The organism is Sphingobium sp. WR1, assembly GCF_059693745.1.
Map to the genome: position 1 here is coordinate 47,444 of NZ_JCATID010000002.1, position 26,770 is coordinate 74,213.

General features: G+C 64.9%; 28 protein-coding genes and 1 tRNA gene. 10 read left to right on the forward strand and 19 right to left on the reverse strand.

Going from position 1 to position 26,770, the window contains the following annotated elements:
* Positions 1-239: 239 nt before the first annotated feature.
* On the reverse strand, positions 240-1,340 hold the full coding sequence (gene lptG / locus AC58EF_RS02615; RefSeq protein ID WP_497274262.1) for an LPS export ABC transporter permease LptG: 1,101 nt from the start codon (positions 1,338-1,340) through the stop codon (positions 240-242).
* A gap of 4 nt (positions 1,341-1,344) precedes the next feature.
* Complete coding sequence (gene lptF / locus AC58EF_RS02620; RefSeq protein WP_497274264.1) at positions 1,345-2,559, reverse strand: LPS export ABC transporter permease LptF; 1,215 nt, start codon at positions 2,557-2,559, stop codon at positions 1,345-1,347.
* A gap of 130 nt (positions 2,560-2,689) precedes the next feature.
* Between lptF and AC58EF_RS02625 the strand changes: the two genes are divergently transcribed.
* Both AC58EF_RS02625 and AC58EF_RS02630 read left to right on the forward strand, forming a co-directional pair.
* Complete coding sequence (locus AC58EF_RS02625) at positions 2,690-3,184, forward strand: DUF2141 domain-containing protein (protein WP_497274266.1); 495 nt, start codon at positions 2,690-2,692, stop codon at positions 3,182-3,184.
* Positions 3,185-3,193: 9 nt separating this feature from the next.
* The gene (locus AC58EF_RS02630; protein ID WP_497274268.1) at positions 3,194-4,162 is read left to right on the forward strand and encodes a diacylglycerol/lipid kinase family protein; all 969 of its coding nucleotides are present in this window, start codon (positions 3,194-3,196) and stop codon (positions 4,160-4,162) included.
* Positions 4,163-4,562: 400 nt separating this feature from the next.
* Here AC58EF_RS02630 and AC58EF_RS02635 read toward each other — a convergent pair whose 3' ends face one another.
* From AC58EF_RS02635 to AC58EF_RS02665, 7 genes are all read right to left on the reverse strand, one after another.
* A complete protein-coding gene (locus AC58EF_RS02635) occupies positions 4,563-5,084 on the reverse strand; it encodes a DUF2239 family protein (RefSeq protein WP_497274270.1) in 522 nt (173 codons plus the stop codon).
* Positions 5,085-5,150: 66 nt separating this feature from the next.
* Positions 5,151-5,927 (reverse strand): exodeoxyribonuclease III, encoded by a 777-nt coding sequence (xth, locus tag AC58EF_RS02640; protein WP_497274271.1) that lies wholly within the window; start codon positions 5,925-5,927, stop codon positions 5,151-5,153.
* 81 nt (positions 5,928-6,008) lie between these two features.
* Positions 6,009-6,335: a HesB/IscA family protein gene (locus AC58EF_RS02645; protein WP_497274273.1), complete on the reverse strand. Its 327-nt coding sequence runs from the start codon at positions 6,333-6,335 to the stop codon at positions 6,009-6,011.
* A 129-nt stretch (positions 6,336-6,464) separates the two neighbouring features.
* Positions 6,465-7,193 carry a M23 family metallopeptidase gene (locus tag AC58EF_RS02650; protein WP_497274275.1) on the reverse strand — a complete coding sequence of 243 codons (729 nt, stop codon included), beginning with the start codon at positions 7,191-7,193 and terminating at the stop codon, positions 6,465-6,467.
* 108 nt (positions 7,194-7,301) lie between these two features.
* Positions 7,302-8,111: a ferritin-like domain-containing protein gene (locus AC58EF_RS02655; RefSeq protein WP_497274276.1), complete on the reverse strand. Its 810-nt coding sequence runs from the start codon at positions 8,109-8,111 to the stop codon at positions 7,302-7,304.
* Complete coding sequence (gene bcp / locus AC58EF_RS02660) at positions 8,108-8,569, reverse strand: thioredoxin-dependent thiol peroxidase (RefSeq protein ID WP_497274951.1); 462 nt, start codon at positions 8,567-8,569, stop codon at positions 8,108-8,110. The genes AC58EF_RS02655 and bcp overlap by 4 nt, the downstream gene beginning before the upstream one ends.
* Complete coding sequence (locus AC58EF_RS02665; RefSeq protein WP_497274278.1) at positions 8,569-11,259, reverse strand: bifunctional [glutamine synthetase] adenylyltransferase/[glutamine synthetase]-adenylyl-L-tyrosine phosphorylase; 2,691 nt, start codon at positions 11,257-11,259, stop codon at positions 8,569-8,571. The genes bcp and AC58EF_RS02665 overlap by 1 nt, the downstream gene beginning before the upstream one ends.
* Positions 11,260-11,348: 89 nt before the next feature.
* Between AC58EF_RS02665 and AC58EF_RS02670 the strand changes: the two genes are divergently transcribed.
* Complete coding sequence (locus AC58EF_RS02670) at positions 11,349-11,534, forward strand: hypothetical protein (RefSeq protein WP_497274280.1); 186 nt, start codon at positions 11,349-11,351, stop codon at positions 11,532-11,534.
* Between the two features lie 194 nt (positions 11,535-11,728).
* Positions 11,729-12,052, forward strand: coding sequence for a hypothetical protein (locus AC58EF_RS02675; protein ID WP_497274282.1), 324 nt, complete (start codon positions 11,729-11,731; stop codon positions 12,050-12,052).
* A 3-nt stretch (positions 12,053-12,055) separates the two neighbouring features.
* On the opposite strand, the gene ypfJ is transcribed toward AC58EF_RS02675, so the two are convergent.
* Positions 12,056-12,937, reverse strand: coding sequence for a KPN_02809 family neutral zinc metallopeptidase (gene ypfJ, locus AC58EF_RS02680; protein WP_497274283.1), 882 nt, complete (start codon positions 12,935-12,937; stop codon positions 12,056-12,058).
* A 149-nt stretch (positions 12,938-13,086) separates the two neighbouring features.
* Here ypfJ and AC58EF_RS02685 point away from each other — a divergent pair, with 149 nt between their 5' ends.
* Both AC58EF_RS02685 and AC58EF_RS02690 read left to right on the forward strand, forming a co-directional pair.
* On the forward strand, positions 13,087-14,292 hold the full coding sequence (locus AC58EF_RS02685; RefSeq protein ID WP_497274285.1) for a DUF3734 domain-containing protein: 1,206 nt from the start codon (positions 13,087-13,089) through the stop codon (positions 14,290-14,292).
* On the forward strand, positions 14,289-15,080 hold the full coding sequence (locus tag AC58EF_RS02690) for a 3-hydroxybutyrate dehydrogenase (RefSeq protein WP_497274287.1): 792 nt from the start codon (positions 14,289-14,291) through the stop codon (positions 15,078-15,080). The genes AC58EF_RS02685 and AC58EF_RS02690 overlap by 4 nt, the downstream gene beginning before the upstream one ends.
* A 277-nt stretch (positions 15,081-15,357) precedes the next feature.
* On the opposite strand, the gene AC58EF_RS02695 is transcribed toward AC58EF_RS02690, so the two are convergent.
* The 4 genes from AC58EF_RS02695 to AC58EF_RS02710 form a co-directional block, all read right to left on the reverse strand.
* Positions 15,358-16,959 (reverse strand): phytoene desaturase family protein, encoded by a 1,602-nt coding sequence (locus AC58EF_RS02695; protein ID WP_497274289.1) that lies wholly within the window; start codon positions 16,957-16,959, stop codon positions 15,358-15,360.
* Positions 16,960-16,980: 21 nt separating this feature from the next.
* The gene (locus AC58EF_RS02700) at positions 16,981-18,258 is read right to left on the reverse strand and encodes an aromatic ring-hydroxylating oxygenase subunit alpha (protein ID WP_497274291.1); all 1,278 of its coding nucleotides are present in this window, start codon (positions 18,256-18,258) and stop codon (positions 16,981-16,983) included.
* Positions 18,259-18,352: 94 nt separating this feature from the next.
* Positions 18,353-18,868, reverse strand: coding sequence for a phosphoribosyltransferase (locus tag AC58EF_RS02705; RefSeq protein ID WP_497274293.1), 516 nt, complete (start codon positions 18,866-18,868; stop codon positions 18,353-18,355).
* A gap of 4 nt (positions 18,869-18,872) precedes the next feature.
* Positions 18,873-19,862 carry a bile acid:sodium symporter family protein gene (locus tag AC58EF_RS02710; protein ID WP_497274295.1) on the reverse strand — a complete coding sequence of 330 codons (990 nt, stop codon included), beginning with the start codon at positions 19,860-19,862 and terminating at the stop codon, positions 18,873-18,875.
* Between the two features lie 99 nt (positions 19,863-19,961).
* Here AC58EF_RS02710 and AC58EF_RS02715 point away from each other — a divergent pair, with 99 nt between their 5' ends.
* Entirely contained in the window at positions 19,962-20,720 is a 759-nt protein-coding gene (locus tag AC58EF_RS02715; protein ID WP_497274297.1) for an enoyl-CoA hydratase, read from the forward strand.
* A 74-nt stretch (positions 20,721-20,794) separates the two neighbouring features.
* Here the strand turns inward: AC58EF_RS02715 and AC58EF_RS02720 are convergent, their stop codons facing one another.
* Complete coding sequence (locus AC58EF_RS02720) at positions 20,795-21,109, reverse strand: hypothetical protein (RefSeq protein ID WP_497274299.1); 315 nt, start codon at positions 21,107-21,109, stop codon at positions 20,795-20,797.
* A 79-nt stretch (positions 21,110-21,188) separates the two neighbouring features.
* Complete coding sequence (locus AC58EF_RS02725; protein WP_497274953.1) at positions 21,189-21,695, reverse strand: MarR family winged helix-turn-helix transcriptional regulator; 507 nt, start codon at positions 21,693-21,695, stop codon at positions 21,189-21,191.
* Positions 21,696-21,820: 125 nt separating this feature from the next.
* Here AC58EF_RS02725 and AC58EF_RS02730 point away from each other — a divergent pair.
* Positions 21,821-21,895, forward strand: a tRNA-Gln gene (locus AC58EF_RS02730).
* Between the two features lie 48 nt (positions 21,896-21,943).
* Here the strand turns inward: AC58EF_RS02730 and AC58EF_RS02735 are convergent.
* The 3 genes from AC58EF_RS02735 to AC58EF_RS02745 form a co-directional block, all read right to left on the reverse strand.
* Complete coding sequence (locus tag AC58EF_RS02735) at positions 21,944-22,471, reverse strand: hypothetical protein (protein WP_497274300.1); 528 nt, start codon at positions 22,469-22,471, stop codon at positions 21,944-21,946.
* A gap of 161 nt (positions 22,472-22,632) precedes the next feature.
* Complete coding sequence (locus AC58EF_RS02740) at positions 22,633-23,202, reverse strand: hypothetical protein (protein WP_497274302.1); 570 nt, start codon at positions 23,200-23,202, stop codon at positions 22,633-22,635.
* A gap of 71 nt (positions 23,203-23,273) precedes the next feature.
* Positions 23,274-23,546 carry a PadR family transcriptional regulator gene (locus AC58EF_RS02745; RefSeq protein ID WP_497274304.1) on the reverse strand — a complete coding sequence of 91 codons (273 nt, stop codon included), beginning with the start codon at positions 23,544-23,546 and terminating at the stop codon, positions 23,274-23,276.
* A gap of 354 nt (positions 23,547-23,900) precedes the next feature.
* On the opposite strand from AC58EF_RS02745, the gene AC58EF_RS02750 reads away from it, so the two are divergent.
* Both AC58EF_RS02750 and AC58EF_RS02755 read left to right on the forward strand, forming a co-directional pair.
* Positions 23,901-24,122, forward strand: coding sequence for a hypothetical protein (locus AC58EF_RS02750; protein WP_497274306.1), 222 nt, complete (start codon positions 23,901-23,903; stop codon positions 24,120-24,122).
* Between the two features lie 3 nt (positions 24,123-24,125).
* On the forward strand, positions 24,126-26,756 hold the full coding sequence (locus tag AC58EF_RS02755; protein WP_497274308.1) for a TonB-dependent receptor domain-containing protein: 2,631 nt from the start codon (positions 24,126-24,128) through the stop codon (positions 26,754-26,756).
* Positions 26,757-26,770: the final 14 nt, after the last annotated feature.

Here is a 26,770-nt window from a genome sequence, read left to right on the forward strand (position 1 = left end):
CTTGTTTTCTGTGATTTAGCCTCGCTGGCCTTGGCCCCCTAGTGGTCCGATTCTGACATTCGACACCGCTTGAGGCCATGTCCCACATGAATGTCAGAATCTATTCGGACCACTAGAAATATTTGATTCTAGTGGATTTTACGATTTTGACATTTGCAGACCCATCCCAACCGCCAGGGGATGCAAATGTCAAAATCAATCCACTAGTCGTCAGATGATGCCATCAGACTTGGAAACACTCACTCCTCCGTGCGGAACAGCACGGTTTCACCGACGAGCAGGAACAGGAAGAAAGGCGCCCAGGCGGCCAGGACCGGCGGATAGGCGCCCAGATTGCCCATGGCGAGCGAGAAATTGTCGGCCACGAAATAGGCGAAGCCCAGCGCCATCCCCATCACCGCGCGCAGGAAAAGCTGGCCCGATCGCGCAAGGCCGAAGGCCGCCACCGATCCCAAGATCGGCATCAGCAGCGCGGACAAAGGACCGGACAGCTTGTGCCACAGGCTCCCCTCCAGTTCCGCCGTCGGCCGGCCCGCATCGTGCAGGTCGGAAATCGCCGCCTCCAGTTCGCGGAAGGTTAGTCCGTCGGGATCGACCTTGGCCAGGGTGAACTGGTCGGGGCGGATGTCGCGGCCGAACCGGACCGTGCCGACATCGCGCACGGTGCCGCGCGCCACGTCGAACTGGCGCGCGCCTTCCAGCACCCAGCTCTTCGACGCGACATCATAATGGCCCCTGGGCGCCTGGACGATGGTGGTCAGGCTGTTGTTGACGCGGTTGTAGATCTGCACCTTGCGCAATTGCACCGCCGTACCGCGCCCCGCGACGATCGCGGCGTTGACCAGATTATTGCCGTCGCGCACCCAGGGATTGGTCTTGATCCCGCTGTCGGGCGGGATCGGACCATAATCCACCGCTTCCCAGGCGCTCAGCGCCGCGGTCGAGCGGGCGACGATACGTTCGTTGAAGACGAAGCTGATCGCCGACACGCCCAGCGCCGCCACGACCAGCGGCGCCAATATCTGGTGCGCCGACAGCCCCGCCGCCTTCATCGAGATGATCTCGCTGTTCTGGTTCAGCGTCGCCAGCATGACCAGCGTGCCCAGCAGCACCGAAAAGGGCAGGAACCGCGCGACGATCTGCGGCGCGCGCAGCCCGACATAGTGCCAGAGCTGCGGATCGCCATTGCCCGGATAGGCGAGGATGTCGCCCGAATTGCCGAGCAGGTCGAGCGTCTGGAGCACGACCACCAGCAGCGCCAGCACCGCGAAGGTGCGGGTCAGGAACAGCCGGATCATGTAGAGACTGATCTGGCGCGACGGGAAGAAATCGAGATTCATGGGGTCAGACGGCTCCTTCCGCTTCCGCCGAGCTGCGCCGCCGCCCGAAGCGCAGCAGGCGCGCGACCTGCTTGCCGAGCTTGGCGAAGGCATATTCGAGCGCGGCGATCGGCTGGCCGCCGGGGCGATGCGCGATCACATGATACATCCACAGGACCAGGCCCGAAGCGAGCAGGAACGGCCCCCAGAGCGCGATGATCGGGTCGATCCTGCCCAGCGCGCCCACGCTTTCGCCATATTGGTTGATCTTGTGATAGGTCACGATGAAGACAATCGACAGGAACACGCCCAGCGCCGATGTCGATCGCTTGGGCGGAATGGCGAAGGCCAGCGCCGCCAGCGGCAGCAGCAGCATGAACACCACCTCGACCATGCGGAAATGGAAATTGGCGCGCACCTCATTGCGCAGCTTGTCGGGCGTCGCGTGATTCTTGCCGATCACCACCAGTTCGGGGATCGTCTTTTCCCGATCGACGTCGCGCCCGCGAAACGCCTCGATCTGGGGCAGGTCGATCGGCAGGTCATGGCTGGAAAAGGACAGAATACGCGGTGTCTTATATTTGGGCGCGTCGTTCACCAGCACGCCGTCGCGCAAGCGGAAGATGATGGTGTCCGGGTCGTCCGTCGCCAGGAACCGGCCCTGCGCCGCCGTCACCGCGACCGACTGGCCGTCGCGGTTCACCGCGCGCACGAAAATGCCTTGCAGGTTGCGCCCTTCGTCCATGCTGCGTTCGATCCGCAGCGTCATCCGCTTGCCCAATGTGGTGAACTCGCCGACCTTGATCGACGCGCCCAGCGCGCCCGAGCGCAGTTCGAAGCGCAGCGCCTCATAGGCATGGCGCGAGAGCGGCTGGACGAAGCCGACAATGCCGAAATTGATCAGCGCCAGCGCGATCGCATACATATAGGGCACGCGCAGCAGCCGGCCGTAGGACAGGCCCACCGCGCGCATCACGTCCAGTTCCGACGATGTCGCCAGCTTGCGGAAGGCGAGCAATATGCCGAGCATCAGCCCGATCGGAATGCCGAGCGAGAGATATTCGGGCAGCATATTGGCGAGCATCCGCCACACGACGCTGACCGGCCCCCCTTCCGCCGCGACGAAATCAAACAGGCTGAGCATCTTGTCGAGCACCAGCAGCATCGCGGCGATCACGAGCGTGGCGAGCAACGGCACGGCGATCAGGCGGGCGAGATAACGGTCGGTGGCGGTCAGCATTCTCTAAGTCGTCGTCCCATCACCATGTTTTGGCCGCAAACCCATCTCATATGCGAGTCAGGTAAAATTGCGGGGCGAACAGGGGCTCGCCGTCCGGTCCATTCGGACGGCTATAGCTTCCAGGAGTCTGATGGTCATGTTGAAAGTTGCACTGGGTCTGATGTCGGTAGCCGCGCTGGTCGCGGGCGTCCCGGCGCTGGCCCATGGGCAGGAAATCGCCAACGACATGGAGCGCTGCGGCGCCGGAGCCAAGGGCCCGGCAGTGCTGGTCGACGTGCGCGGCTTTGCCGGCGCGACCGGAAAAGTGCGTGTCCAATCCTATCCGGGCACCCGGGAAGCCTGGCTGGCGAAGGGCGAATGGCTCAATCGAATCGATATTCCGGTCAAGCCCGCCAACGGCGCGATGCACTTTTGCGTGCCGGTGCCGCAGCCGGGCAGATATGGCATCGCCGTGCGCCACGACCGTGACGGCAACGGCAAGACCGACATTTCGCGCGATGGCGGCGGCTTTTCCAACAATCCGTCGATCAGCATCTTCAACCTGGGCAAGCCGGGTGTGGACAAGGCCGCCTTCTATGCCGGCCCCGGCGTGACGAAAATCACGATCAACCTCAAATATATGTGATCCAAAACCATGGTCTGCGTCGCGCTATTGTCCAATCCCAAGTCCACGGGCAACCGGCAGACGCTTCCGCGCGTGCGCAGCTATTGCGCCAGCAATCCCGACATCTTCCATTATGAGGTGGAGCATGTCGACCAGATCGGCCGGGCGTTCCAGACCATCGCCCGCGTCGATCCGACCGTCATCGTCATCAATGGCGGCGACGGCACGGTGCAGGCGTCGCTGACCGAACTCTATCAGGGCGAGCATTTCAAGGGCCGGGTGCCGCCGATCGCGGTGCTGCCCAATGGCAAGACCAACCTGATCGCGCTCGACCTCGGCATCCATGGCGATCCGATCAAGGCGCTGGAGCGGATCGTCCAGATCGCCAAGTCGGGCGTCGACGACCATGTCGTGGCGCGCGAACTGATCGCCCTGTCCGATGGCGAGGCGGAAAGCCGGCCGGTGCTGGGCATGTTCCTGGGCGGCGCGGGCCTTGCCGATTACATGCTCTATTGCCGCAACCAGATCTATCCGCTGGGCCTGTCCAATGGCCTCAGCCATGTCATCACCGCTCTGGCGGTGATCGTGTCGCTGCTGTTCGGCATCCGCGCCCGCTTCCTGCCGCCGTCGAGCAAGCCGGTCAGCATCTCGCTGATCCGCGAAGGCCAGTTGGCCGGGCGCTTTTCCGTGCTGATCGTCACCACGCTGGAGCGGCTGCTGCTGGGCGTGCAGCCGGGCGACAGCCGGCGCGGCAACATGAAGCTGATGGCGGTGGACCAGAGCCTGCCCGCTTTGCTGCGCCTGCTGTGGGGCAGCATCTTCAAGCGCGTGGGCAAGCACAAGTTGCAGGGCATCCACCTGGAACAGGGCGACATCATCCGCATCGAGGGCGACCAAAGCAGCGTCATCCTGGACGGCGAACTGTTCGAAGCGTCGAAGGGCAAGCCGATCGTGCTGCGCTCGACCGAGCCAGTGCCCTTCCTGCGGCTGGCGGCGTAAAGGCGAGCCTCTCCGGCTCGGCGCGCTGACGGCTTCAGGTGGAAACAGGCCATTCCCCTCCCGCTTGCGGGAGGGGCAGCGAGACTTAATGACCCCGGTCTTGTGCCGGGGGAATTTAGTCGCAGCGGGGTGGGCTATTGCCGCGTTGCGCTGAGCCCACCCCCAGTGGTCCGATTCTGACATTCGACACCGCTTGAGGCCATGTCCCACACGAATGTCAGAATCTATTCGGACCACTAGAAATATTTGATTCTAGTGGATTTTACGATTTTGACATTTGCAGACCCATCCCAACCGCCAGGGGATGCAAATGTCAAAATCAATCCACTAGCCCCCTCCCGCCAGCGGGAGGGGGAGCATGTCCACTCCTGGCCGCCGCCCGCCCTCTCCCCATATCCGCTCAAGCCGGAAAGGCCGGCGCGGCCAGGGCGCGGGCGTGGTCGCGGATGCCTGACGGCCAGTCTTCCGACAGCGAAATATACAATCTCTCGTCCTTCGCGTAGAGGGCGCGGATCGCGGCTTCATAGCCGAGCCGGTCGCCCGCCATGGCGGTGACGAAATGATAGGCCGCATCCATCGCCGCGCGCGGGCTGGGCGTGTCGGCGCTGGCCTTCCTCGCCGTTTCCACCAGGCGCCGCAATGTCGCAGACGCGCCGCCGGGCTGCGCCGCCAGCCAGTCCCAATGGCGCGGCAGCAATGTCACCTCGCGCGGCTGGACGCCCAGTTTCGGGCGCCCCCTGCCCCGTGGCGCTTCTTCCGTGGGGCCGCGCAGGTCGATGTCGACCTGCCGTCCCGTGCTGTCGTCGAACAGCAGGATATTCTGCGCGTCGTCACCGACGGCGCGCAATGCCTCCCGCATTTCATCCTCATCGCCGGTGGCGATCCACAGGTCGCCCGCAAAAGCCGTGAAAGTCCGTTCCATACCGAATCTCCTTCGGCATGGTTATTATTACCCGGATTTTATTGAGTCAATATTGCCCGGATAAAATTAGGCCGGGCGCAGCTCCACCCAGGTCGGCGCATGGTCGCTCGCCTTTTCCCGGCCGCGAAACGCCTTGTCGACCTGCGCGTCGATCAGCCGGTCGGCGGCGGCCGGGCTGAGCAGCAGATGGTCGATGCGGAAGCCCGCGTCGCGCGGCCAGGCGTTCATCTGATAGTCCCAGAAGGTCCAGACGCCCCCCGCCGGATGGCGGCTGAGGATCGCGTCGGTCCAGCCGTCACCCAGCAAGCGGCGATAGGCGGCGCGGCTTTCGGGCTGCATCAGCGCGTCGTCGGCCATCGCCTTGACCGAATAGACGTCCACGTCGCGCGGGATGACATTATAGTCGCCGGCCAGGATCGCGGGAACTTCTTCCGCCCAGATTTCGGCGGCGCGGGCACGAAGACGCTTCATCCAGCGCAGCTTGTAATCGAATTTCGGGCCGGGTTGCGGATTGCCGTTGGGCAGGTAGATGCTGGCGACGCGCACGCCCTTCACATCGGCCTCCAGATAGCGGCTATGCTCGTCCTCGACCTCGCCCTCCAGCCCGCGCCGCACTTCGACCGGACTTTCGCCGCGCGCGAGAATGGCCACGCCGTTGAACCCCTTCTGCCCGTGCCAGATCACGCCATAGCCGGCCGCCTCGATATCCTTGACCGGGAAGGTGTCGTCGCTGGTCTTGATTTCCTGAAGGCAGGCGATGTCGGGGCGCGTTTCGTCCAGCCATTCCAGCAAGCGCGGCAGGCGCGCCTTGATGCCGTTGATGTTGAAGGTGGCGATGCGCATGGAGGATCTCTCTTCGATTGGGATGCAGCCCTCTTGAAGAAAGAAAGGGGCTTCGACAAGCTCAGCCCGAACGGGAAGGATTTATACCGAAAAACTCGTGCCGCAACCGCAGCCGGCGGTGGCGTTGGGGTTCGTCACCTTGAACGCCTGCCCGCCCAGATCCGACACGAAATCCACGGCAGAGCCGCGCACCAGGTCGATGCTGACATCGTCCACCACCAGCGTCACGCCGTCGCGCTCGACCGACAGATCCTCCGCCTCGATCGCATCGGCGAGGCCAAAGCGATATTGGAAGCCCGAACAGCCGCCCCCTTCCACCGACAGGCGGAGGATGGCGGGCTTGCCCTGCTTGGCGGCGATGGCCGCGACGCGCGCGGCGGCGGAAGGGGTGAGGTCGATGTCGGCCATGATGTCCGTTAGATAGGATTTCCAGCGCAGCCCGACAAGCCGCTGCCTTGAACATGATTGCGAGCGCAGCGATGCCATGGATTGCTTCGCTGCGCTCGCAATGACGATCGAATGATTATATGCCAGCGATCAGTCGGCGGCCTTTTCCTGCGCCTTGGTCGGGCCGCCCATGGCGACCGGCGGCTTGCTGTTCATCGCCACCAGATAGTCGGGACCGGCGACGAAGGGGATGGGGTTGATCGCCGCGCCGTCGACGCGGACTTCATAATGAAGATGGCTGCCGGTCGAACGACCGGTCGAGCCCATCAGGCCGATCAGCTGGCCGCGCTTCACATAGGAGTTGGCGGCGACGAGCAGCTTCGACATATGGCCATAGCGGGTTTCCATGCCGCCGCCATGGGTGATCTGGACCAGATTGCCATAGCCGCTGGCCCAACCGGCGCGGCTGACGACGCCGTCGGCCGTCGCGTAGATGGGGGTGCCGATCGGGCCGGGAATGTCGATGCCCTTATGCATCCGCGCGCCGCCGTTGAACGGGTCGGAACGGACGCCGAAATTGGAGGTCAGCGAGAGCTTGGCCACGGGGCGGCCGGACGGGATATAGGCCGACGCCTTGGGCGTGCCGTCGAGGCGCTGGAGGCTGGCGAACAGGTCGGAGAAAGCGAGATCGGTCTTGGCGGCCTGGGCCGCGGTCGCGGGCACGTCGCCATAGGGATCGTCATCGTCCGTCGAAGCCTGGACCGGGGCGGCGGCGCAGAGCGCGCCAGCGATGCCGATGGCTCCAAAAATTTTCAGAAATTTCGGCGCGGACTGGAACTTTTGCGATCCACGCGCATTGATCGTGTGAAGAACCGACATGCAAACCCCGACTTGACCACCGGAGGCCTGTGCCTTTCGGTGCTTCCCGTGTTTTATATTTGGCGACCTAAAATCGCCCCCGCTGATGTGCACAGTGCGCATCCCGGATCAGGTTGCAAGCGGCGCGTAAAATTCTTCGGTCAAACCGGCCTGCCGACGCGCCGAGTCGTTGAACGGCGGCTTAACACCGCCACGAAAATACTGTTTCACAAGCATTTGGTAATGATTGGCGGGGTCCACGCCCAGGCCATTCGTCGCCCAGGCGAACCATTTTGTCCCCGCCGAAACATGACGAATCTCGTCCGCCATGATCCGCCGCAGCATCCGGCCGGACGTCATATCGCCCACCCCTTCGAACCGTTCCACCGTCGCCGGGGTGATGTCGAGCGCGCGCGCCTCCAGCACCATCGGCACGATGGCGAGCCGGGCGAGCGCGTCGCCCGCCGTCTCCTCCGCCGCCTGCCACAGCCCGTCATGGGCGGGCAAAGCGCCATAATGGCTGCCGCCCTGGCGCAGCCGCCGGTCGAGCAGCGCGAAATGCATCGCCTCCTCCGCCCCCACCTGCATCCACTGGTCGGTGAACGCCGTCGGGAACGCGCCGCCGAAGCGGCCGATCAGGTCGAAGGCGAGGTCGATCGCGACAAATTCGATATGGGCGAGCGCATGGAGCATGGCGATGCGCGACCGGTCCGATCCGATCTTGCCGCGCTTGGGCATCCTGTTCGGCGGCAGCAGTTCGGGCGCGGCGGGACGCGCGGGCCGGTCCGGCATCGCGGCGTCGAAGCGGTGCGCCAGACGCCCCATCCGCCAGCCCCGCGCCACCGCGCGGGCCGCCATCAGCTTGGCATGGGGATCAGGCGTCAGCAGCACATGGGCGCAGGCTGCGCCCACGGATCTGATCGAAACCGGCAGGGTCAAAGCGCTTGCACCGCCTCCAGCACCTCGGCGGCGTGGCCCTTCACCTTGACCTTGGGCCAGACGCGCAGGATCGTTCCATCCCCGCCGACCAGGAAGGTCGCCCGCTCTATCCCCATATATTTGCGGCCATAGAGCGATTTTTCGACCCAGGTGCCGAACGCTTCGCAGGCCGCGCCCGGCTCGTCGGAGGCGAGGATCACGGACAGGCCGTATTTTTCCGCGAACTTCCTGAGTTTGGCCGGCTTGTCCTTCGATATGCCGATGACCGGCACCCCGGCGGCGGCATAGGCGTCGGCCAGCGCGGTGAAATCCTTCGCCTCGTTGGTGCAGCCGGGCGTATCCGCCTTGGGATAGAAATAGACGACCAGCGGCTTGCCGCGATAGGCTTCCAGCGTGAAGTCCGTGCCGTCGCTATCCTTGAGCGCCACCGCCGGGATGGCGTCCCCCTGTTCCAGCATCATCTTTCCTCCTGATAGGGCGCGGCGAGCGCGGCCCAGGCTTCGCCCACGCATATCCGCGCCTTGGCGTAGCTGGCAAGCAGCCCGTCCCAATCCTGCGCCCCGCAGGCGCGGGCGACCAGCGGACGGGTCGCCTCGGGCGGTTCGGTCGATTTGGGGGAGACGAGGCGCGAGACGACCAGATAGCGGGTGATGAGGTCCTGCGCGGCGATCAGCTCGGCGGGCAGATGGCCGGCCGCGACCAGCTCGGCCAGCGCCTCGCCCAGATCGGGGTCGAACGCCATGCCATGGCGGAACTGGGTGACGTGGATCAGGAACTCCAGGTCGACCAGGCCGCCCGGCACCAGCTTGACGTCGAGGTCGCTGGCGGGCGGCTTATGCTTCGCGATGTCGCCGCGCATCTTGACCGCCTGCCGCGCCAGCGCGCCGAAATCGCGCGGCCGCCGCAGCGTTTCGGCGAGCACTGCGTCGATCGCGGCGCGCGCCGGCGCCGATCCGAAGACCGGGCGGGCGCGGGTCAGCGCCAGATGCTCCCAGGTCCAGGCCTCCTCGCGCTGGTAGCGGGCGAAACTGTCGAGGCTGACCGCGAGCAGCCCCTGCGCGCCGGAGGGGCGCAGGCGGGTGTCGACTTCGTAGAGCGGGCCGGAGGCGGTATGGACAGAGAGCGCATTGGTGATGCGCTGGCCGAGGCGGTTGAAATATTGGGTGGCGCCCAGCGGTTTCGGGCCATCGGATTCGGTCGCGAAATCGCCGGTGAAGAGATAGACGAGATCGAGGTCGGAGGCATGGGTCAGAATGCCGCCACCCATGCGGCCGAGCGCCAGGATCAGCAGTTCCCCGCCCGGCACCTTGCCATGGGCGACATCAAACTCGGTGACGGTGGCGCTGGCCAGCGCCTCGATCGCAGCTTCCGCGACGCGGCCATAGCCCCGCCCTGCCTCCAGCGGATCGCCGCCGCGGATGATCTGCGCGCCGATCGCGAAGCGGCGGTCGCCCACGCGCTGACGCACGCGATCGAGCAGCGCCTGATAATCCTCGCCCGGCTCCAGCGCGCCAAGCTGCCGCGCCAGCGGCTCCACCGGCGGCGGCGGGTCGAAGGCGGAGGCGTCGATCAGGCCGTCGAGCAGTTCCGCCCGCCGCCCCAGCGCATCGGCGAGCGTCGGGGCATGGCTCAATATCTCCGCCAGCAGTTCGACCAAGGCCGGGCGGGCGGCGAGCAGCTTGAAGAAATTGATCGCGCTCGGCAGGCGGGCGATCATGTCGTCGAGGCGGTTGAGAGCGCGCGACGGATCGGGCGCCCTGGCCAGCGTGCGCATCAGGCCGGGCAGCAATTCCTCCAGCGCCTCGCGCGAGGGCGCGCTGCGCAGCGCCCGGATGGTGCCGCCGCGCCAGCGGACGATGCGCGCGAGCGGCGTGTCGGGATCGGCAAAGCCCAGCTCGACAAGCTGCTCCTTCAGCCGGTCCTCGTCATGCGAGAGGGAAGCGTCCGCCTTTTCCGGGGAGAGGCGGTCATAGTTGCGGCCGACCCAGTCGACCTCCGGGCGCAGCAGATCGAGCAAGGCCGCGCCGTCGGGCAAACCGTGGAGCCGCGCGACATTGTCGAGGCTGTCGGTCGACTTGGGCAGTTCGTGGGTCTGGCGATCCTCGACCATCTGGAGCCGATGCTCGATGGTGCGAAAGAGGATATAGGCCGCGTCCAGCCGCGCGGCGACATCGGGTTCGATGACATTGGCGGCGGCGAGCGCGCGCAACGCCTCGCGCGTATTGCCCGACCGGAGCGAGGCATTGCGGCCGCCATGAATCAGTTGATGCACCTGCGCGAAAAACTCGACCTCGCGGATGCCGCCGCGCCCGCGCTTCAGGTCATAGCCGGGACCGAAGGCCTGGCCCTGCGCATAATGGTCGCGGATGCGGCGGCTGATGTCGACGATGGCGTCGATCGCCCCGAAATCCAGGCTGCGCCGCCAGACGAAGGGGCGGATCTGGCGCAGGAAATAGTCGCCCAGGCCCAAATCCCCCGCCGCCGGGCGCGCGCGGATGAAGGCGGCCTGCTCCCAGCCCAGAGCGGTGGATTCATAATAGCCGATTGCCGCCTCCACCGGCAGGGCTATGGGGGTGGCTTCGGGCGAGGGGCGCAGGCGCAGGTCGACGCGGAAGACATAGCCGTCGCCGTCGCGCGCGGTCAGCAATTCGCTCATCCGCCGACCGATGCGCACGGCGGCGTCGGCGACATCCTCCCGCTCGCCATGGGGCAGGGTCTTGGGATCGTAGAGCAGGATCGGGTCGATATCCGACGAATAATTGAGTTCGCGGCTGCCATGCTTGCCCAGCGCCAGCACGACGAAGCCGCCATGCGCGGCGTCGGGATAGCGTTCCTGCATCGCCGCCGCCAGCGCCTCCTCCAGCGCCTGGTCGGCGAAGTCGGACAGGGTGCGGGTGACGCGATCCATGTCCCAGGCCCCGGCCAGATCGGCCGCCGCCACCGCCAGCGCGATCGCCCCGCGCCGCCGCCGCAGCGACCGGGCGACGCCGTCGTCCGGGCTGCCGGCCGCCTGCGCCGCCGCCAGCGCCGCGTCGAAATCGCTGGCCGCCAGCCGTTCGGTCACGGTCGGGAAACGGTCCAGCGCGCGCGCCAGAAAGGGCGAATGCGCCCGGATGCGCGCCTCGGTTTCCTGCCAGTTGCTCACCATCGTCTCTCCTTGTCCCGCGGCCTATCGCGCGGGGATGCGACGAACGCCAGAAACTTTTGAGCCACATGACCGTTAGGCAAGATATGGAAATGCAGCGCAAACTCTTTGGCCGGTCGGCCGCAGGACGGAATGGCGATCGCACGCGCATCGTCACCGTCGGTCTGCCCACGCCTTATGAAGGGGTCGGCAATGCGCTGCGCGCCACCTATGCGCCGCGGCGGGATTCAATCCCCGACGACATGATGGCGCTGCTGATGAAGCTGGATCGCTGCTAAAGCGATTTCAAGTCGGATGGAACATCTGACGACTCGGAGCCGAAGGTCAGCGTAGCTAAATCGCGGAAAACAAAAGAAAATAGATCCTGTTCCGGTTCAATCCAATCGGAACAGGCGCTGGAGCGGGAAGGGCTTTCTTTACCAGTTTCTGCGAGGAGTCACGCCAGACCAGCAGCAGGAAAGCCCGCCGTCCGATGCTTTATCGCACCTTCGCCATCGCCACGCTGATCGCGGCGCCACTGCTTGTGCTTGCCGTCCAGACCTTCCTGCCCAAGCCGCCCGCGCCCGTCGATCGGCCGGAGCCTGCCACGGAAGCGCCGCCGTCCGTCCCGCCGCCGCCCGTCCCCGTGCCGGTCGCGCCGCCCGTCGCCCCGCCGAACCCATCGGCCATCAGCGACGCGGGCAGGCCCATGATGACGCCCGGACAGGGGCTCCCGGAAGCGCCCCCCGTCCCCGACGCCGGGTCAGGCTACGACCCCGATACCGCGCCGCCCGGATCGCCGAACGCGGAGAAATGACGGTCAGATCGCGCCGTTGAACGTATCGCACTGGGCGGGATTGCCGGTCGACAGACCCTTGCGCAGCCACTCCATCCGTTCGGCGCTGGTGCCATGGGTGAAGCTTTCCGGCACCGGCCGGCGGCCCGCCGCCTTCTGGAGCGTATCGTCGCCGATCGCTTCGGCCGCGCGCATCCCTTCCTCCAGGTCGCCCGGCTCCATCAGATTGGTGTCGCGCGCCGCCCAGACCCCGGCATAGCAATCGGCTTGCAACTCCATCTTCACCTGAAGCGCGTTGCCCTCCGCCTCCGACGCGCGCTGCTGCGCCTTGCGGATACGATCCGCCTCGCCGGTGATGGTCTGGATATGATGGCCGACCTCATGCGCGATGATATAGCCGATCGGGAAGTCGCCCGGCGCGTTGAAGCGGCTTTCCATCTCGCGGAAGAAATCGGTGTCGAGATAGATGCGCTGGTCGGCCGGGCAGTAGAAAGGCCCCATGGCCGATTGCGCCGCGCCGCAGCCGGATTGACCGTTCTGGCTGTAGAAGACGAGCGTTGGCGGCGGATATTGCTGGCCTTCGGCCTTGAAGATGTCGGTCCAGCGTCGCTCGGTCGATCCCAGCACCTTGAGCGACACGCGCTGCACGTCGGTCAGTTCATTGGCGGACGGCCGCTCGTTCTGCACCGGCGCCTGCTGCCCGCCGCCGCCGATCAGGCTGAGCGGGTTCATGCCCATGACGACCATGATGATGAGGACGACGACGATGCCGCCACAACCGAAGCGGCTGCCGATCAGGGGCAGCAACATGCCAAGGCCGCCGCCCAGCCCGCCGCCGCCGAAACCGCCGCCACGCCCTTCCTGCACCTCGTAATGGCTGCTTTCCTGTTCGTCGTCGAGCCGCATCGCGCCCTCCCTTTGCTTTTCGTTTCATTGCCTACGCGATTCAATCGGAACGGGAAACCGTCCGCGCACATCATGGTTGCGACGGATCGTGATTTGTTACGAGACATTAAGTTGGAATGCCCGCCGCAAAGACTATATTGCACCGCGACATGGCAGATATCGAACCCACGCGCTCCCGCGCGCCACACGATGCGAAACCCCTGCGCCGCGCAAGGACGCCGCTCGCCCTTCCCCGTGAAATCGCCCTGCTGCTGCAAGGCGGCGGCGCGCTCGGCTCCTTCCAGTCGGGCGTCTATGAGCATCTGGACGAGCTGGGCATCGACGTCACCTGGGTCGCGGGCATCTCCATCGGGGCGGTCAATGCCGCGATCATCGCCGGCAATCTGCCGCATCGCCGCATCAGCCGGCTGAAAAAATTCTGGTATACCGTGTCGGGCGGTATGCCCAATGTCATCCTGCCCGAAATCGACCATATTCGCGAAGCGGCGCATCTGGGCGCGGCGGGCGTGGTCGCCACCTTCGGCGTGCCGGGCATGTTCCGCCCGCGCCTCTGGCCCGCCCCGCTGATGCCCGAAGGAACGCCGGGCGCGATCAGCTTCTATGACAGCGCCCCGCTCAAGGACACGCTGGACGCCTGTGTCGACTGGGATCTGTTGAACGACGGGCCGGTGCGGCTCTCGGTCGGCGCGGTCGACGTGGAAACGGGCAATTTCGCCTATTGGGACACGCGCGGCCCCGGCGGCAACACGCGGATCGACGCGCGCCACATCATGGCGTCGGGCGCGTTACCTCCCGGCCTGCCGCCGATCGAGATTGACGGGCGCTGGTATTGGGACGGGGGCATCGTGTCCAACACGCCGCTCGCCCATGTGCTGACCCATCAGACCGAGGATATGCTGGTCTTCCAGGTCGACCTGTTTCCGGCCGAAGGGCCGATGCCGCGCCAGATGACCGACGTCTATTCGCGGATGAAGGACATTCAGTATAGCAGCCGCACCCGCCAGGTGACGGACCAGTATCTGCGCCTGCGCCGCGAACATGGCGCGATCAAGGCGCTGCTCGACAAGCTGCCGCCCGAATTGCAGGACGCATCGGAAGCACAGGCGCTGCGCCAGTGCCTGGACCAGGGATCGGTCAACATCGTCCACCTGATCTATCGATCGCGCGCCTGGGAAAGCGGGGCGAAGGACTTCGAATTTTCCCGCTCGACCATGCTCGACCATTGGAGCCAGGGCCGCGAGGCGGTGGAGGAAGTGATGCACAAGGGCGACCTGATCGCCCGCAACATCCTCGACGGCAAGAGCGCAACCTTCGACCTAGACGAAGCCGACCATCTGAAGGAGAAAAAGGCATGAGCAAGTCCCTCGCTGGCAAGACCGCGCTGATCACCGGATCGACCTCGGGCATTGGCCTTGCCTATGCCAAGGCGCTGGCGGGCGAAGGCGCCAATGTCGTGATCAACGGCTTCGGCGACGCGGACGCGATCGAGAAGGAACGGGTCGGGCTGGAGGCGCTGAGCGGCGCCAAGGCGCTCTATTCGGGCCATGACCTGACCAAGGTCGACCAGATCGAGGCGATGATGAAGGACGCGGCCACCGCGTTCGGCGGCGTCGACATCCTGATCAACAATGCCGGGATGCAGCATGTCGCCCCGGTCGAGGATTTCCCGCTCGACAAATGGGATCTCATCATCGCGCTGAACCTCAACGCCGCCTTCCACACCACCCGGCTCGCCCTTCCCCACATGAAGGAAAAGAAATGGGGGCGGATCATCCAGACCGCGTCGGCCCATTCGCTGGTCGCCTCCCCCTTCAAGAGCGCCTATGTGACCGCCAAGCATGGCCTCAACGGCTTCACCAAGACGGTGGCGCTGGAAGTCGCGACCTTCGGCATCACCGCCAACTGCATCTCGCCGGGCTATGTCTGGACCCCGCTGGTGGAAAACCAGATTCCCGACACGATGAAGGCGCGGAACATGACCCGCGAGCAGGTGATGAACGATGTGCTGCTGGCCGGGCAGCCGACCAAGCAGTTCGTCACCGCCGAACAGGTCGCCGCGACCGCCCTCTATCTGTGCAGCGACGCCGCGGCGCAGGTGACGGGCGCGAACCTGTCGATCGACGGCGGCTGGACCGCGCAATAGGGGAGGCAAACCCTTGGCTGCCCCGGAGAAGAAGCGCGATGCCGGGGCAAGCCCGGCATGACGAAGCGGGTAAATGGTCGCTAACGACCAGGAGCGGACCTTCATAGCCTCTCCCCTGAAGGGGAGGGGAGAATGAAAAGCCGTCAGTCGCCTAACCACCCCCTTCCCATCATGCTGGCGAAAGTCAGCATCCAGGGTTGTATAGAGCCACTCTGGATCCCGGCCTGCGCCGGGATGACGGAGTTGGGCATGGTCCGTTCCCATCCGCGCGCCCTCCCTACCGCCGCCTGCGCCACAGCGCGCCGTCCTTCAGCACCTCGCGCGCGGCGTTATGGCCCGGCGCGCCGGTCACGCCGCCGCCCGGATGCGTGCCCGCGCCGCACATATAGAGGCCCTTCACCGGCCCGCGATAGGCGCCATGGCCCAGCACCGGGCGCGCCGCCCACATCTGGTCCAGCGTCAGATTGCCGTGCATGATGTCGCCGCCGACCAGCCCGAATTTGCGTTCCAGGTCGAGCGGCGAATGGATCTGGCGCGCGATGACGCTCCCGGCAAAGCCCGGTGCATGGGCCTCGACCGTCGCGATGATGTGATCCGCCGCCGCCTCCCGCTCGTCGTCCCAGTTCCGTCCGTCGGGCAATTGCGGCGCGAATTGCTGGCAGAAGAGGCTGGCCACATGGCACCCCTCCGGCGCAAGGCTGGCGTCTATGGTCGATGGGATCAGCATCTCCACGATCGGCTGCCGCGACCAGCCGTCGCTCTTCGCGTCCATGAACGCCCGGTCCATATAATCCAGCGTCGGCGCGATGATGATGCCCGATTGGTGATGCTCGCCCACGCCCGGCAGGCAGGTGAAGTCGGGCAACGCCGACAGCGCCACATTCATGCGGAACGTCCCCGACCCCGTCTTGAAAGCGCCGATACGTTTGCGGAAATCGGCGGGCAAGTCGGCCGGGGCCATCATCCGCTCATAGAGCAGCTTCGGCCCGACATTGGCGATCACCGTGCGGCCCATCACGTCCTCGCCGCTTTCCAGCGTCACGCCGACGGCACGGCCGCCATCGACCAGCACCGACACGACCGGCGCTTCCAGGCTGATCTCCACGCCCATCGCCGCGACGACCCGCGCCATGATCTGCGTGATCGCACCCATGCCGCCGACACTATGGCCCCAGGCGCCCTTCCTGCCGTTCACCTCGCCGAAGACATGATGCAGCAGCACATAGGCGCTACCCGGCGTGTCGGGCGACGCATAATTGCCGACCACGGCGTCGAAACCGAACGCCGCCTTCACCGCGTCGCTTTCGAACCATGAATCAAGGAAGCTGCGCGCCGATTTGGTGAACAGGTCCAGCACGTCGCGCTGCTGCTCAACGGACAGCCCCGCGACCCGCCGCCCCTGCTTCAGCGCCTCGACGATCATGGTCAGGCCGTCGCCGACATTGGGCGGGGCCTTCAGCACCAGATCGCGCAGCACGTCCGCCACTACCTCCAGCGCGTCATAATAAGACGGCAGCGCCTCGGCGTCCTTCGCGCTATATTTGCGGAACTCCGCCTGCGTCCTGTCCAGCCCGCCGCCCAGCTTCAGATAGCCGCCATCGGGCTGGGGCAGGAAATTGCTGATCGGCCGCTCGATCACGCGATAGCCATGGGCGGCCAGCTTCATGTCACGAATGACCTTGGGATTGAGCAGGCTGACCGTGTAGCTGGCGGTCGAGTTGCGGAAGCCCGGATGGAATTCCTCCGTCACCGCCGCCCCGCCCACGACGGCGCGCCGCTCCAGGATGCGCACCCTGTATCCCGCCCGCGCCAGGTAAAAGGCGCAGACAAGGCCGTTATGCCCGCCCCCGATGATGACGGCATCGTAGGATTTGGTCACAATATGCCCCCCAAAAACCCGTCATTCCCGCGCAGGCGGGAATCCATCTCCGGCCCTAACCCCAGATCCGAGGTTAGGAGATGGATCCCCGCCTGCGCGGGGATGACGATAAACTATTTCATTGGACGACCACCCCGCCCCCGGCGCATGATGCAGCCGCGCCTGCGGGATGACCTGCCGCACCCGTCCGCAAAAATGCCGCAGCGCGACTTCCTGCTCGCTCAGCGGCCCGACGGTGAAGCTGGCCGACGCCATGCCCGCCTGCACCCGCCCGACCAGTTCGGTATCCTCGACATTCACCTGCCGGTTGATCCGCCAGTTGAGGTAGCGCGCCGCCTTCATCTCCCGCCGCCATCGTTCAGGCCTGTCGGCGTCGGGCAGGGCGTAGCTGATCTCCCGGATCAGCGTCCGGGTCGGCGACAGCGGCAGCCATTGCATGAAGTCGATCTGGTCGGGATAGACATCAAAGGCGACATTGGGCCAGAGCTTGAAATAGGTCCACAGCCGCTGCCGATCGGCGGGCAGATGCGGCACAGGCGGCAGGAAATGCTGATAGGCCCGCTCGGACAGGTTGGCGGACGGCCGGTCGAGGATCGGTCCCCACATCTTGTCGGCATGGAGCGAGGCTTCGACGCCATAGCCGTCGCCCATCAGCCTTTTCAGCCCCGGATGCGCCACCGCGATATGCAGCCCGTCGGAATAATTGTCGCCGATATTCTTCCAGTTCACCGCGCGCGGCCGCAACGTCACCCGCCCCAGCGCCCGCACCTCGCCAAAGCGATAGGGCGCGACCTCATCGACATAGGGCGCCATCATCTCCGCCACCGACGGCCCGCCATCGTCGACCAGCCGCACGAACAGGAAGCCCTGCCATGTCTCCACCTCGACGGGACTCAGCCCATGATCCGCCAGCGCGAAGGCATCGCCATAGCTGGCCTTCATCGGCACGCCGGTCAGACGCCCGTCCTTCTCATAGGTCCAGCCATGATAGGGGCAGACCAGCTTTTTCGCGCAGCCGCTGGAACCGTCCACGATCCGCGCGCCGCGATGGCGGCAGACATTGGTGAAACCGCGCACCACCCCGTCATCGCCGCGGATGACCACCACACTTTCGCCGATATAGTCGAGCGTGTGGAAATCGCCGGGCTTGGCTATGTCGCTTTCATGGGCGACGATCTGCCAGGACGGGCGGAAGATGCGCTCCACCTCCACGTCGAGAAATTCGGCATCGGCATAGGTCCAGGCCGGCAGGCTCCATCCCGCATCGGGGTCTTCCCCGTCCGATCGCACCTGCTCCACCCCTGTCCGCCCCTCTATGTCCGCCCCTCAATTTTACGTTTGTATAATAGTGGGCGGACGAAAAGTCGATCTAATTGTCCAGGTCGCTGTCCATTTATGCCGTGCGGCCCGGCTCCTCGCCCCAGTCGGCCAGGATGCTGGCCCGGTTCGCTGCTTTCTCCCAGGGGAAGATGAACCAGTCCTTGGTGACGGCCCGGTCGATCGTTTCGGCGCGATATTCCACGCTGGCGGCGGAGCGGAGATTGTCCATCAGCACGGCAAAGCGCAGCACGGCGGCGTCCAGTCCGCCCATCGCATCACGCAACCGGTTGATGGTCCCGCCGCTGTCGTTGATGTCGTCCACGAACAGCATCCGCTCGCCCGCCGCCGCCCGCGCCGCAAGCTCGGCCAGCAGCGCATCGCTGAACGCCGGCAGCTTCGCCGACAGGTCGACCGACAGCATCGGCCGCCCCATGGCATGGCTCAGCCAGGCCGCCGGGGCAAGGCCGCCGCGGCCCACACCGACCAGCCAGTCGGGCCGCCAGCCCGACGCCGCGACGGCATGGGCCAGCGCCTCGATCTGCGCCAGGAAACGGTCCATGTTGATGTCGGTCAGGTTAGGTTCGCTCATCGCCTCATTCCGCCGCCGCCGGTTCCATCCCGGCCGATGACTGCGCGCCATAGCGCCGCGCCAGCCAGGCGCAGGCCATGAGCTGGATCTGGTGGAAGATCATGATCGGCAGCAGGATCGGTCCGACCGCACTCGCCGGGAACAGCACGCCCGCGATCGGCACGCCCGACGCCAGGCTTTTCTTCGACCCGCAAAATTGCAGCACGATCGCATCCTCGCGCGACAGGCCGAGCATCCGTCCCAGCGCCAGGGTAAAAAGCAGGATCAGGAACAGCATCCCGATGCACAGGCCCGCCAGCACCAGCAATTCCGCCTTCGACACTTTGGACCACAGTCCCTCGACCACCGCGGCGGAAAAGGCGGCATAGACCACCAGCAATATCGAACCCCGGTCGACCCGCCCGATCGTCGCCTTGTGCCGCCCGATGAAGCCGCCGATCCATGGCCGCATCAGATGGCCGACGATGAAGGGCAGCAGCAATTGCAGCACGATCCCTTCGACCGAGGACAGGGAGATGAGGCTGCCGCTCCCGCCCCTCTGCATCAGCAGCGCGACCAGCAGCGGCGTCAGGAAAATCCCCAGCAGGTTGGAAAAGGATGCGCTGACCACCGCCGCCGCGACATTGCCCCGTGCGATCGCGGTGAAGGCGATGGAGGATTGCACGGTCGACGGCAGCAGGGTCAGGAACAGCAGCCCCGCCCGCATGTCCGCCGGTACGATGCCGAATCGCCCCACGATGAGGCCGAGAATCGGGAAGGCGACGAAGGTCGTCCCCAGCGTCGCCAGATGCAGTTTCCACGCCCGCGCCCCGCTCCAGATCGCTTCGCGCGACAATTTTGCGCCATGCAGAAAAAAAAGCAGCACGATGCCCGCATCGGCGACAAGGCTCGCGATCCGCGCGCCCTCCCCCCGCGCCGGTAATAGGGACGCTAGGGCGATGGTGGCGATCAGCAGCAGCAGGAACGGATCGAGGGCTTGGCGCAGTCGGTTCATCATCGGCTTCGTCAGGACGGCAGGTTCGAAAGGGGATAGACGCCGCGCAAAGGCTGCGCCAACAATTTCCCCTTGGGTGCAGACAAGGAGAGGCTGAGCGTGAGCGAGCATATAGCGATCATCGACCAAGACGGCGTGATCGAAATCCATATCGACCGTCCCGACAAGAAGAATGCGCTGACGGCGGCCATGTATCGCGCGATGACGGCGGCGCTGGCCGATGCGTCGGCACGGCCGGAGATCGGCGCCGTGCTGATCGCGGGCCGGGGCGACGCCTTTTGCGCGGGCAATGACCTCAAGGACTTCATGGCCGGGCCGGAGGGCGGCGCCGCCGCTTTCGACTTCATCCGCGCCATCGCAGCCTTCGACAAGCCGATCGTCGCCGCGGTGCAGGGGCTGGCGGTGGGCGTCGGCACGACGATGCTGTTCCACTGCGACCTGGTCTATGCCGCGCCCGACGCACGCTTCATCATGCCCTTCGTCAATCTCGGCATCGTGCCGGAGGCCGGCTCCAGCCTGCTCGCGCCCACGACTCTGGGCCATGCCAAGGCGGCGGCGATGCTGTTGCTGGGCGACCCGATGGATGCGCAGAGCGCCGATCGCGCCGGTCTTCTCACCGCGATCGTCCCCGTCGAGGGCCTGCTCGATCATGCCCGCGCCAAGGCCGCCGCACTGATGGCCAAGCCGCCCCAGGCACTGGCCGCCACCCGCCGCCTGATGAAGGGCGATACCACCGCCCTCACCGCGCGGATCGAGGAGGAAGCCCGGCTGTTCCGCGAAACCCTCGCCTCGCCCGAGGCCCAGGAAGCCTTCGCCGCCTTCTTCGAAAAGCGCGCGCCGGTGTTCAGACGGGGCTGAAACAATTTCCATCCGTTTCAGGAAGGTCGGGATAGCGCGCTGGCCCGACCTTCCTGAACCCAGCGGATCAAGACTTAATCATGCTTGAGATCGCGTCCCGCATTCTCCAGCGATTCGCCGACATTCTTCTTGGCCTCGCCCGCCTCGCGCTTGGCGGCGGCTGCCGCATTGTCGGTCGCGGCGCCGACCCTCTCCGCGCCATTGTCGATCGCCCGGCCGGCATCATCCAGCCCATTGTCGATCTTCGCACCGGCGCCGTCGACCGCGTTGGTCAGGTCGTTGCCAATCGCCGAACCGGCATTTGCCAGATTGTCCTGCGCCTTTTCGGAGCAAGCCGACAGGCCGGCGGCCGCCAGAACGGTCAGTCCGGCGAGAAGGGATTTACGCATATAAATGGCTCCTCTTGCCCTTGTCATGGTGCCGTTCAAGCGCAGGAAGCCCCAGAAAGTTTCGCAGCCTCAACCTTTTTCAGCCACGCAGGCCAAACACCATCGACCGATCCGCCTCCGGGATCAGCCCTTCCAGCACGCGCCAGAAACCCGTGACCGACCCCTGCCCCGCCTGCGCATAAGCCGCCGCCATCTTCTCGCGCAGCGCACGGAACAACTCGGCTTCCAGCGCCTTTCCGGCGGGGCTGAGCCGCAGCAATTTCTGTCGCCGGTCGCTGGTTCCGGTCCGCGTCTCGATATAGCCGCGCTCGACGAGGTCGCCCAGCACCCGCCCCAGCGACTGTTTGGTGATGGCCAGCAGCCGCAGCAGATCCTTGACCGTCAGATCGGGCTGGCGCGAGATGAAATAGAGCGCCCGGTGATGCGCCCGGCCCAGCCCCTGCGCCGCCAGCCCCTCATCGATCGACCGGGTGAGCGCCGAATAGCCGAAATAAAGCATCTCGATCCCGCGCCTGATCTCATCCTCGCGCAGGAAGAGGGGCGACGCGGGAGAAATCTGGGCGGAGGGCGCGTTGGGCAGCGACATGAGGCGTGTGTGATCCAGCGAAAGGGCAGGACGCATATTGGCGTCATCAAACTATCATGACTAGGCTTTCCTTTCGCCGATCACACGTTATATGGCGGTCCGCGTCGACGGTCGATCGACCATGCTGGGGCGTAGCCAAGCGGTAAGGCAGCGGTTTTTGGTACCGCCATGCGCAGGTTCGAATCCTGCCGCCCCAGCCAGCCGAAATCTCCGTTACGCGGCGAGCACCCGAAGATCGGCCTCGAGGTTCAGCGCACGCGCGTGAAGTGGAAGTTGCGGACAAACGGTTCGCCGGCGGCGTTCACATTCGCGGCGGATTCCGTCATCTCCCTGCCATCGGCCGAAACGACATAGACGCGCACCGATCCCAGAGCCTTGTTCTTGGCAAGGCTCATGACCAGCACATTGGGCACCGGCGAATGGACAGCGGCGCTATCCGCTTCGGCCGTATCGCCTTCTCCCGGCGCCATCGTGCCGTCGCGCCGATATTGGACCGCCATATGCCTGACGCTGCCATCCGGCGCCGTGATGTCGATCTTCGTCCGCCACTGACCCGAGCCTGCATCTTCGAAGATGTAGGTCACGCGCTTTGGAGACGGACCATAATTTTCGGGCATCCGGCTCAGATCCAGCTGCCATTCCCCCAGGAAGGATGACGCTTCGGCCACGGGCGGGCGCGTGGCTCCGGGCTGCGCAACGGCCTGCCCGCCAATGAGCAGGGCTGCGGCGGCTGTGGGAAAGAACAAGGCTCCGAAACGCGGGCGCGAATATGGCATATGACCTTCTCCATGGTTTCAGGGGCAAGACCCCCTTGTTGGTTGTCCAGCGAATTTCGTGTCGCTTCACGGCACCGCTAGCAGGCGCGCGGCCTCAAGCTCCGGGAGCGGTGCGCCCGAAGGTCCGAACATGGTGTGCCAGCCTGTTGAGGGGCCGGATGCTATCCGGGCTGCCTGGTCCCGGCCCCGGGCGAAAGTTGCGCGTGCCAGCGCGCCAGGATCGCAACGGCCGCCAATTCGATGGCGAGCACGGCGCCTTGCAACAGCGCCTGGCTCCCGTCGATGAAGAGTATGCTCATGAAGAGGATGAGCGTCACCGACGCTGCCAGCGTGCTGATCCCGGAGCGGGTGACGCCGGCCCAATCATGTTCCAGCATCATCCATGCGATACGCAGATGTCCAAGGCCGATCAGAATCTGGAGCAGCGTGAGCGGGAGGATGGCGGCCTGATAGATGCCGCGCAGAAGATTTTCGTGCGCCCCGCCTTCCAGCAGCGCGCCGGGAAGCCCCTCCTGTCCCGGATAGAGATAGGGAAGTCCGAACAGGGCGCATCCGACCTGGAGCGCCGCCATCGGAATTATCAGGCAGAGCACCAGCGCATAGCTGGTCAGGAGCAGGCGGCCTTCCTCATCGGTCAGCATCTCGCGCCATGCCGCCATCAGACAGCCGATCGCGAATTGCAGCGCCTCTCCTTCGGCTAGTGCCGTCTCAAATTCGGCTTGCATCGCCATCGACCATTCTCGACGACGCTCGCCCAAACATCCTGCTGCCAGAGACATTGCGATGCGTGCCATGGCGGTCTTCATGCGAGCGCCTCCTTGGAAGAGAAAGCGCCGCGACCGCTGGGCATTTCCAGTGCGAGCGAAAGGCCGGCGGCAGTCAACCGATAGGCATGGCGTGCCGGCCGGCCAGGCCGCGCCGGCTCGTGCCACTCCGCCTCGACCAGCCCCTGCTCCGTCATTCGCATCAACAAGGGGTAAAGCGTTCCAGACGAAAGGCCGGTCTCCTTCATGAGATCATATCCATGCCGCCACCGGTCGTGCTGCCCGGACAGGATGTCGAGGAGGGCGCGCATCTGCCTGGAGGGTTGTCGCTTTCGGGCCATGACCAAATCCAACATATGTAGATTTAAGAGTCAATAGGCGTTTTCAAGGCCGGACTGAACGATGCAAAAACCCAGAATTTCGAGATTCCAGGCCGTTTGTGGCCTCGTTGTTGCAATGCTGTAACACCCGCACATGAAATGTCACCGCGGCGCTCCGCATATTCTTTACAGATGTGCAGCAGCGCGGCAGGCTGGCCTTCTTCCGCACGGCCGTCAACGGCGGGTCGGGAGGGGATATGTTGACCGCCATTCGGATGGACGCACCGGACAAGCGCCTCGAATGCGACAAGCAGGGGACCTGGAATTTTGAACAACAGCGGGAAAATGAACGCGCTGCGTTGTGGCGTCGCCTCGTTAATCCTGGGTGCGGCCGCGGCTGCGGCGCCCGCCTGGGCGCAGGAAGCCCAAGGCGCCGAAAGCGATGCCGGTGCTGAAACCATCATCGTCACCGGATCGCGCATCGCGCGTCCAGACCTCAGCGCATCGGTGCCCGTCGCCGTCGTGTCGCAGGAAAAGATCCAGCAGACCGGCGCCGCAAATATTTAGGACGTGCTCGCCGAACTGCCTGCCGTCGGCCAGAATTTCAGCCGCACCTCGTCCAACTTCTCGACTACGGGCAACGGCCAGGCGACCGTCAATCTGCGCAACCTCGGTTCGTCGCGCACATTGGTGCTGGTCAATGGCCGCCGCTTCGTCGCGGGCCTGCCCGGCACCTCGGTCGTCGACCTGAACACCATTCCGACCGACCTCATCAATGAAGTCCAGGTCGTGACCGGCGGCGCTTCGGCAGTCTGCGGATCGGAAGCGATCGCGGGCGTCGTCAACTTCATCCTCGATGACGAATTCCAGGGACTGCGTTTCCACGGCCAGAACACGCTGAGCAGCCGCGGCGATGCCGGCCGCTATCTGGCGACCGTCACCGGCGGCACCGCCTTCGCCGATGGCCGCGGCCACATCGTGATCAACGGAAGCTATGACAAGGATAACGGCCTGCGTTCGCGCAACCGCAGCTTCTCGGCCAACGACATACCCAGCCGCAGCTCGTTCGCTCAGGGTCTCTTCAACACAAGCGCGGACCCAAGGACCGCCTTTGCTCCCGGCGCGAGCACCTTCACCTTCGATCAGGCGAACAACCTGAAGAATTATAAAGGCGCCAATATTGACGGCTATAACCGCAACAATGACCGCTATCTCGGTGTGCCGGTGGAGCGCTATCTGGTTTCGGGCCTCGCAAAATATGAGGTTTCGGACAATGTCGAGTTGTTCGGCGAATTCGAATATGCCAAGAGCAAGTCGCGTTCCAGCCTGGAGCCGCTGGCGGTCGGCGATACCGACCTGACCAATGCTGACGGCACGCCTTATGCCGGCATTCCGATCAACAACCCGTTCATCCCGCAGCAGATCCGCGATGCGATGATTGCCCAAGGCCTTACGGCCCTGCAATTCCGCCGCCGTTCGAACGATATTTTCGACCGCAGCAACCGCAACGATCGCGACACCTGGCGCGTGGTCGGCGGCGCCCGCGGCACGCTGGCCGAGAAGTTCAAGTGGGAACTTTATTACACCCACGGCGAAACCAAGGACAAGACATCCTCCGGCACCATCCTGGCCCCGAACTATCGCAACGCCCTGAACGTGGTGAACGGCCCCAACGGCCCGGTCTGCTCGATCAATGTCGATACCGATCCGACCAATGACGATGCGGCCTGCGCCCCGCTCAACATCTTCGGCTTCAACACGGTTTCGGCCGCGGCCGCCGACTATGTCACCAATGGCGGCCAGCGCTTGACCTATGACGCCCGCGTCAAGCAGGATGTTTTCTCGGCCACCATCACGGGCGACGTGTTCGAATTGCCGGGCGGGGCGCTCAGCTTCGCGACCGGTTTCGAATATCGCCGCGAATCCAGCTCGGAGAATTTCGACGAGGCCACCAACAATGGCGACACACTGGGCAACCTGCTGTCGGATACGCGCGGCAAATATAATGTGAAGGAAGGCTTCATCGAAGTCGTCGCCCCGATCCTGTCGGAACGCCCCTTCTTCCATTATCTGGGCCTGGAGGGCGCAGTGCGCTATGCCGATTATTCGACCGTCGGCGGTGTGTGGAGCTGGAAGGCCGGCGGCGAATGGGCGCCCGTGCGCGATATCCGTTTCCGCGGCATCTATTCGGAAGCAACCCGCGCGCCGAGCATCAGCGAACTTTATTCGGCGCGGAGCGAAACCTTCCCCGCCGTCGTCGATCCGTGCGATCAGGCCAGCGGCGACGGTGATGATTGGGACGGCACGCTGGCACCGCTGCCGGCCGCCTGCGCCGCCAACCCGGCGATCGCGGCGGCGGCGGCCAATGGCGGCTTTGTCTACACGACCGCGCAGATCCAGACCATCAACGGCTTTATCGGCGGCAATACGGACCTACGGGAAGAAACCGCCAAGACGCTGACCCTGGGCGCGGTGCTGACGCCGAGCTTCATCCCGAACCTTAGCGTCACCGTCGACTATTACCGGATCAAGGTTCAGAACGCGGTCGGCATCATCGGCCAGCAAACGTCGCTTGACGAATGCCTCACCGGCGGTGGCGAGGATCTGTTCTGCAACAACATCACGCGCGACACCAGCGGCCGGGTGACGCAGGTCGACGCCTTCAATCTCAACACAGGCTCCTTCCTCGTGTCGGGCATCGATACCCAGATCCGCTACAGCATGAACATCGGCGAGACCGGCAAGCTGGACCTGAGCGGTTACTGGACCCACCTGCTCAAGCAGCAGCAAACCTCCTTCCCCGGCGGTCCGACGCAGAAGGAAGTGGGCCAGCTTGATTGTTACAGCTGCGGCCGCCTGGGCACCGGTTTCCGCGACAAGTTTAATGTCTCGGCGACCTTCTCGCTGGAGAATGTCTCGCTCAACTGGCGTGTCAACTATATGAGCAGCGTGAAGGACGATCTGACCAAGCCAGCACCGATCAGCACCGGCGCCTTCTGGTATCATGACGCCCAGCTGCGCGTCGGCCTCGACAAGGAGAAGACCTACGAGCTGTATTTCGGCGTCGACAATGTCTTCGACAAGAAGCCGCCGATCTTCGGCGACACCAATGTCGTCACCTTCCCCGGCACGCAGACGTCGGCCAATACCTACGACCTTTATGGTCGCATGTTCTATGCGGGCGTGGACTTCCGCTTCTGATCGACAACGCGGCG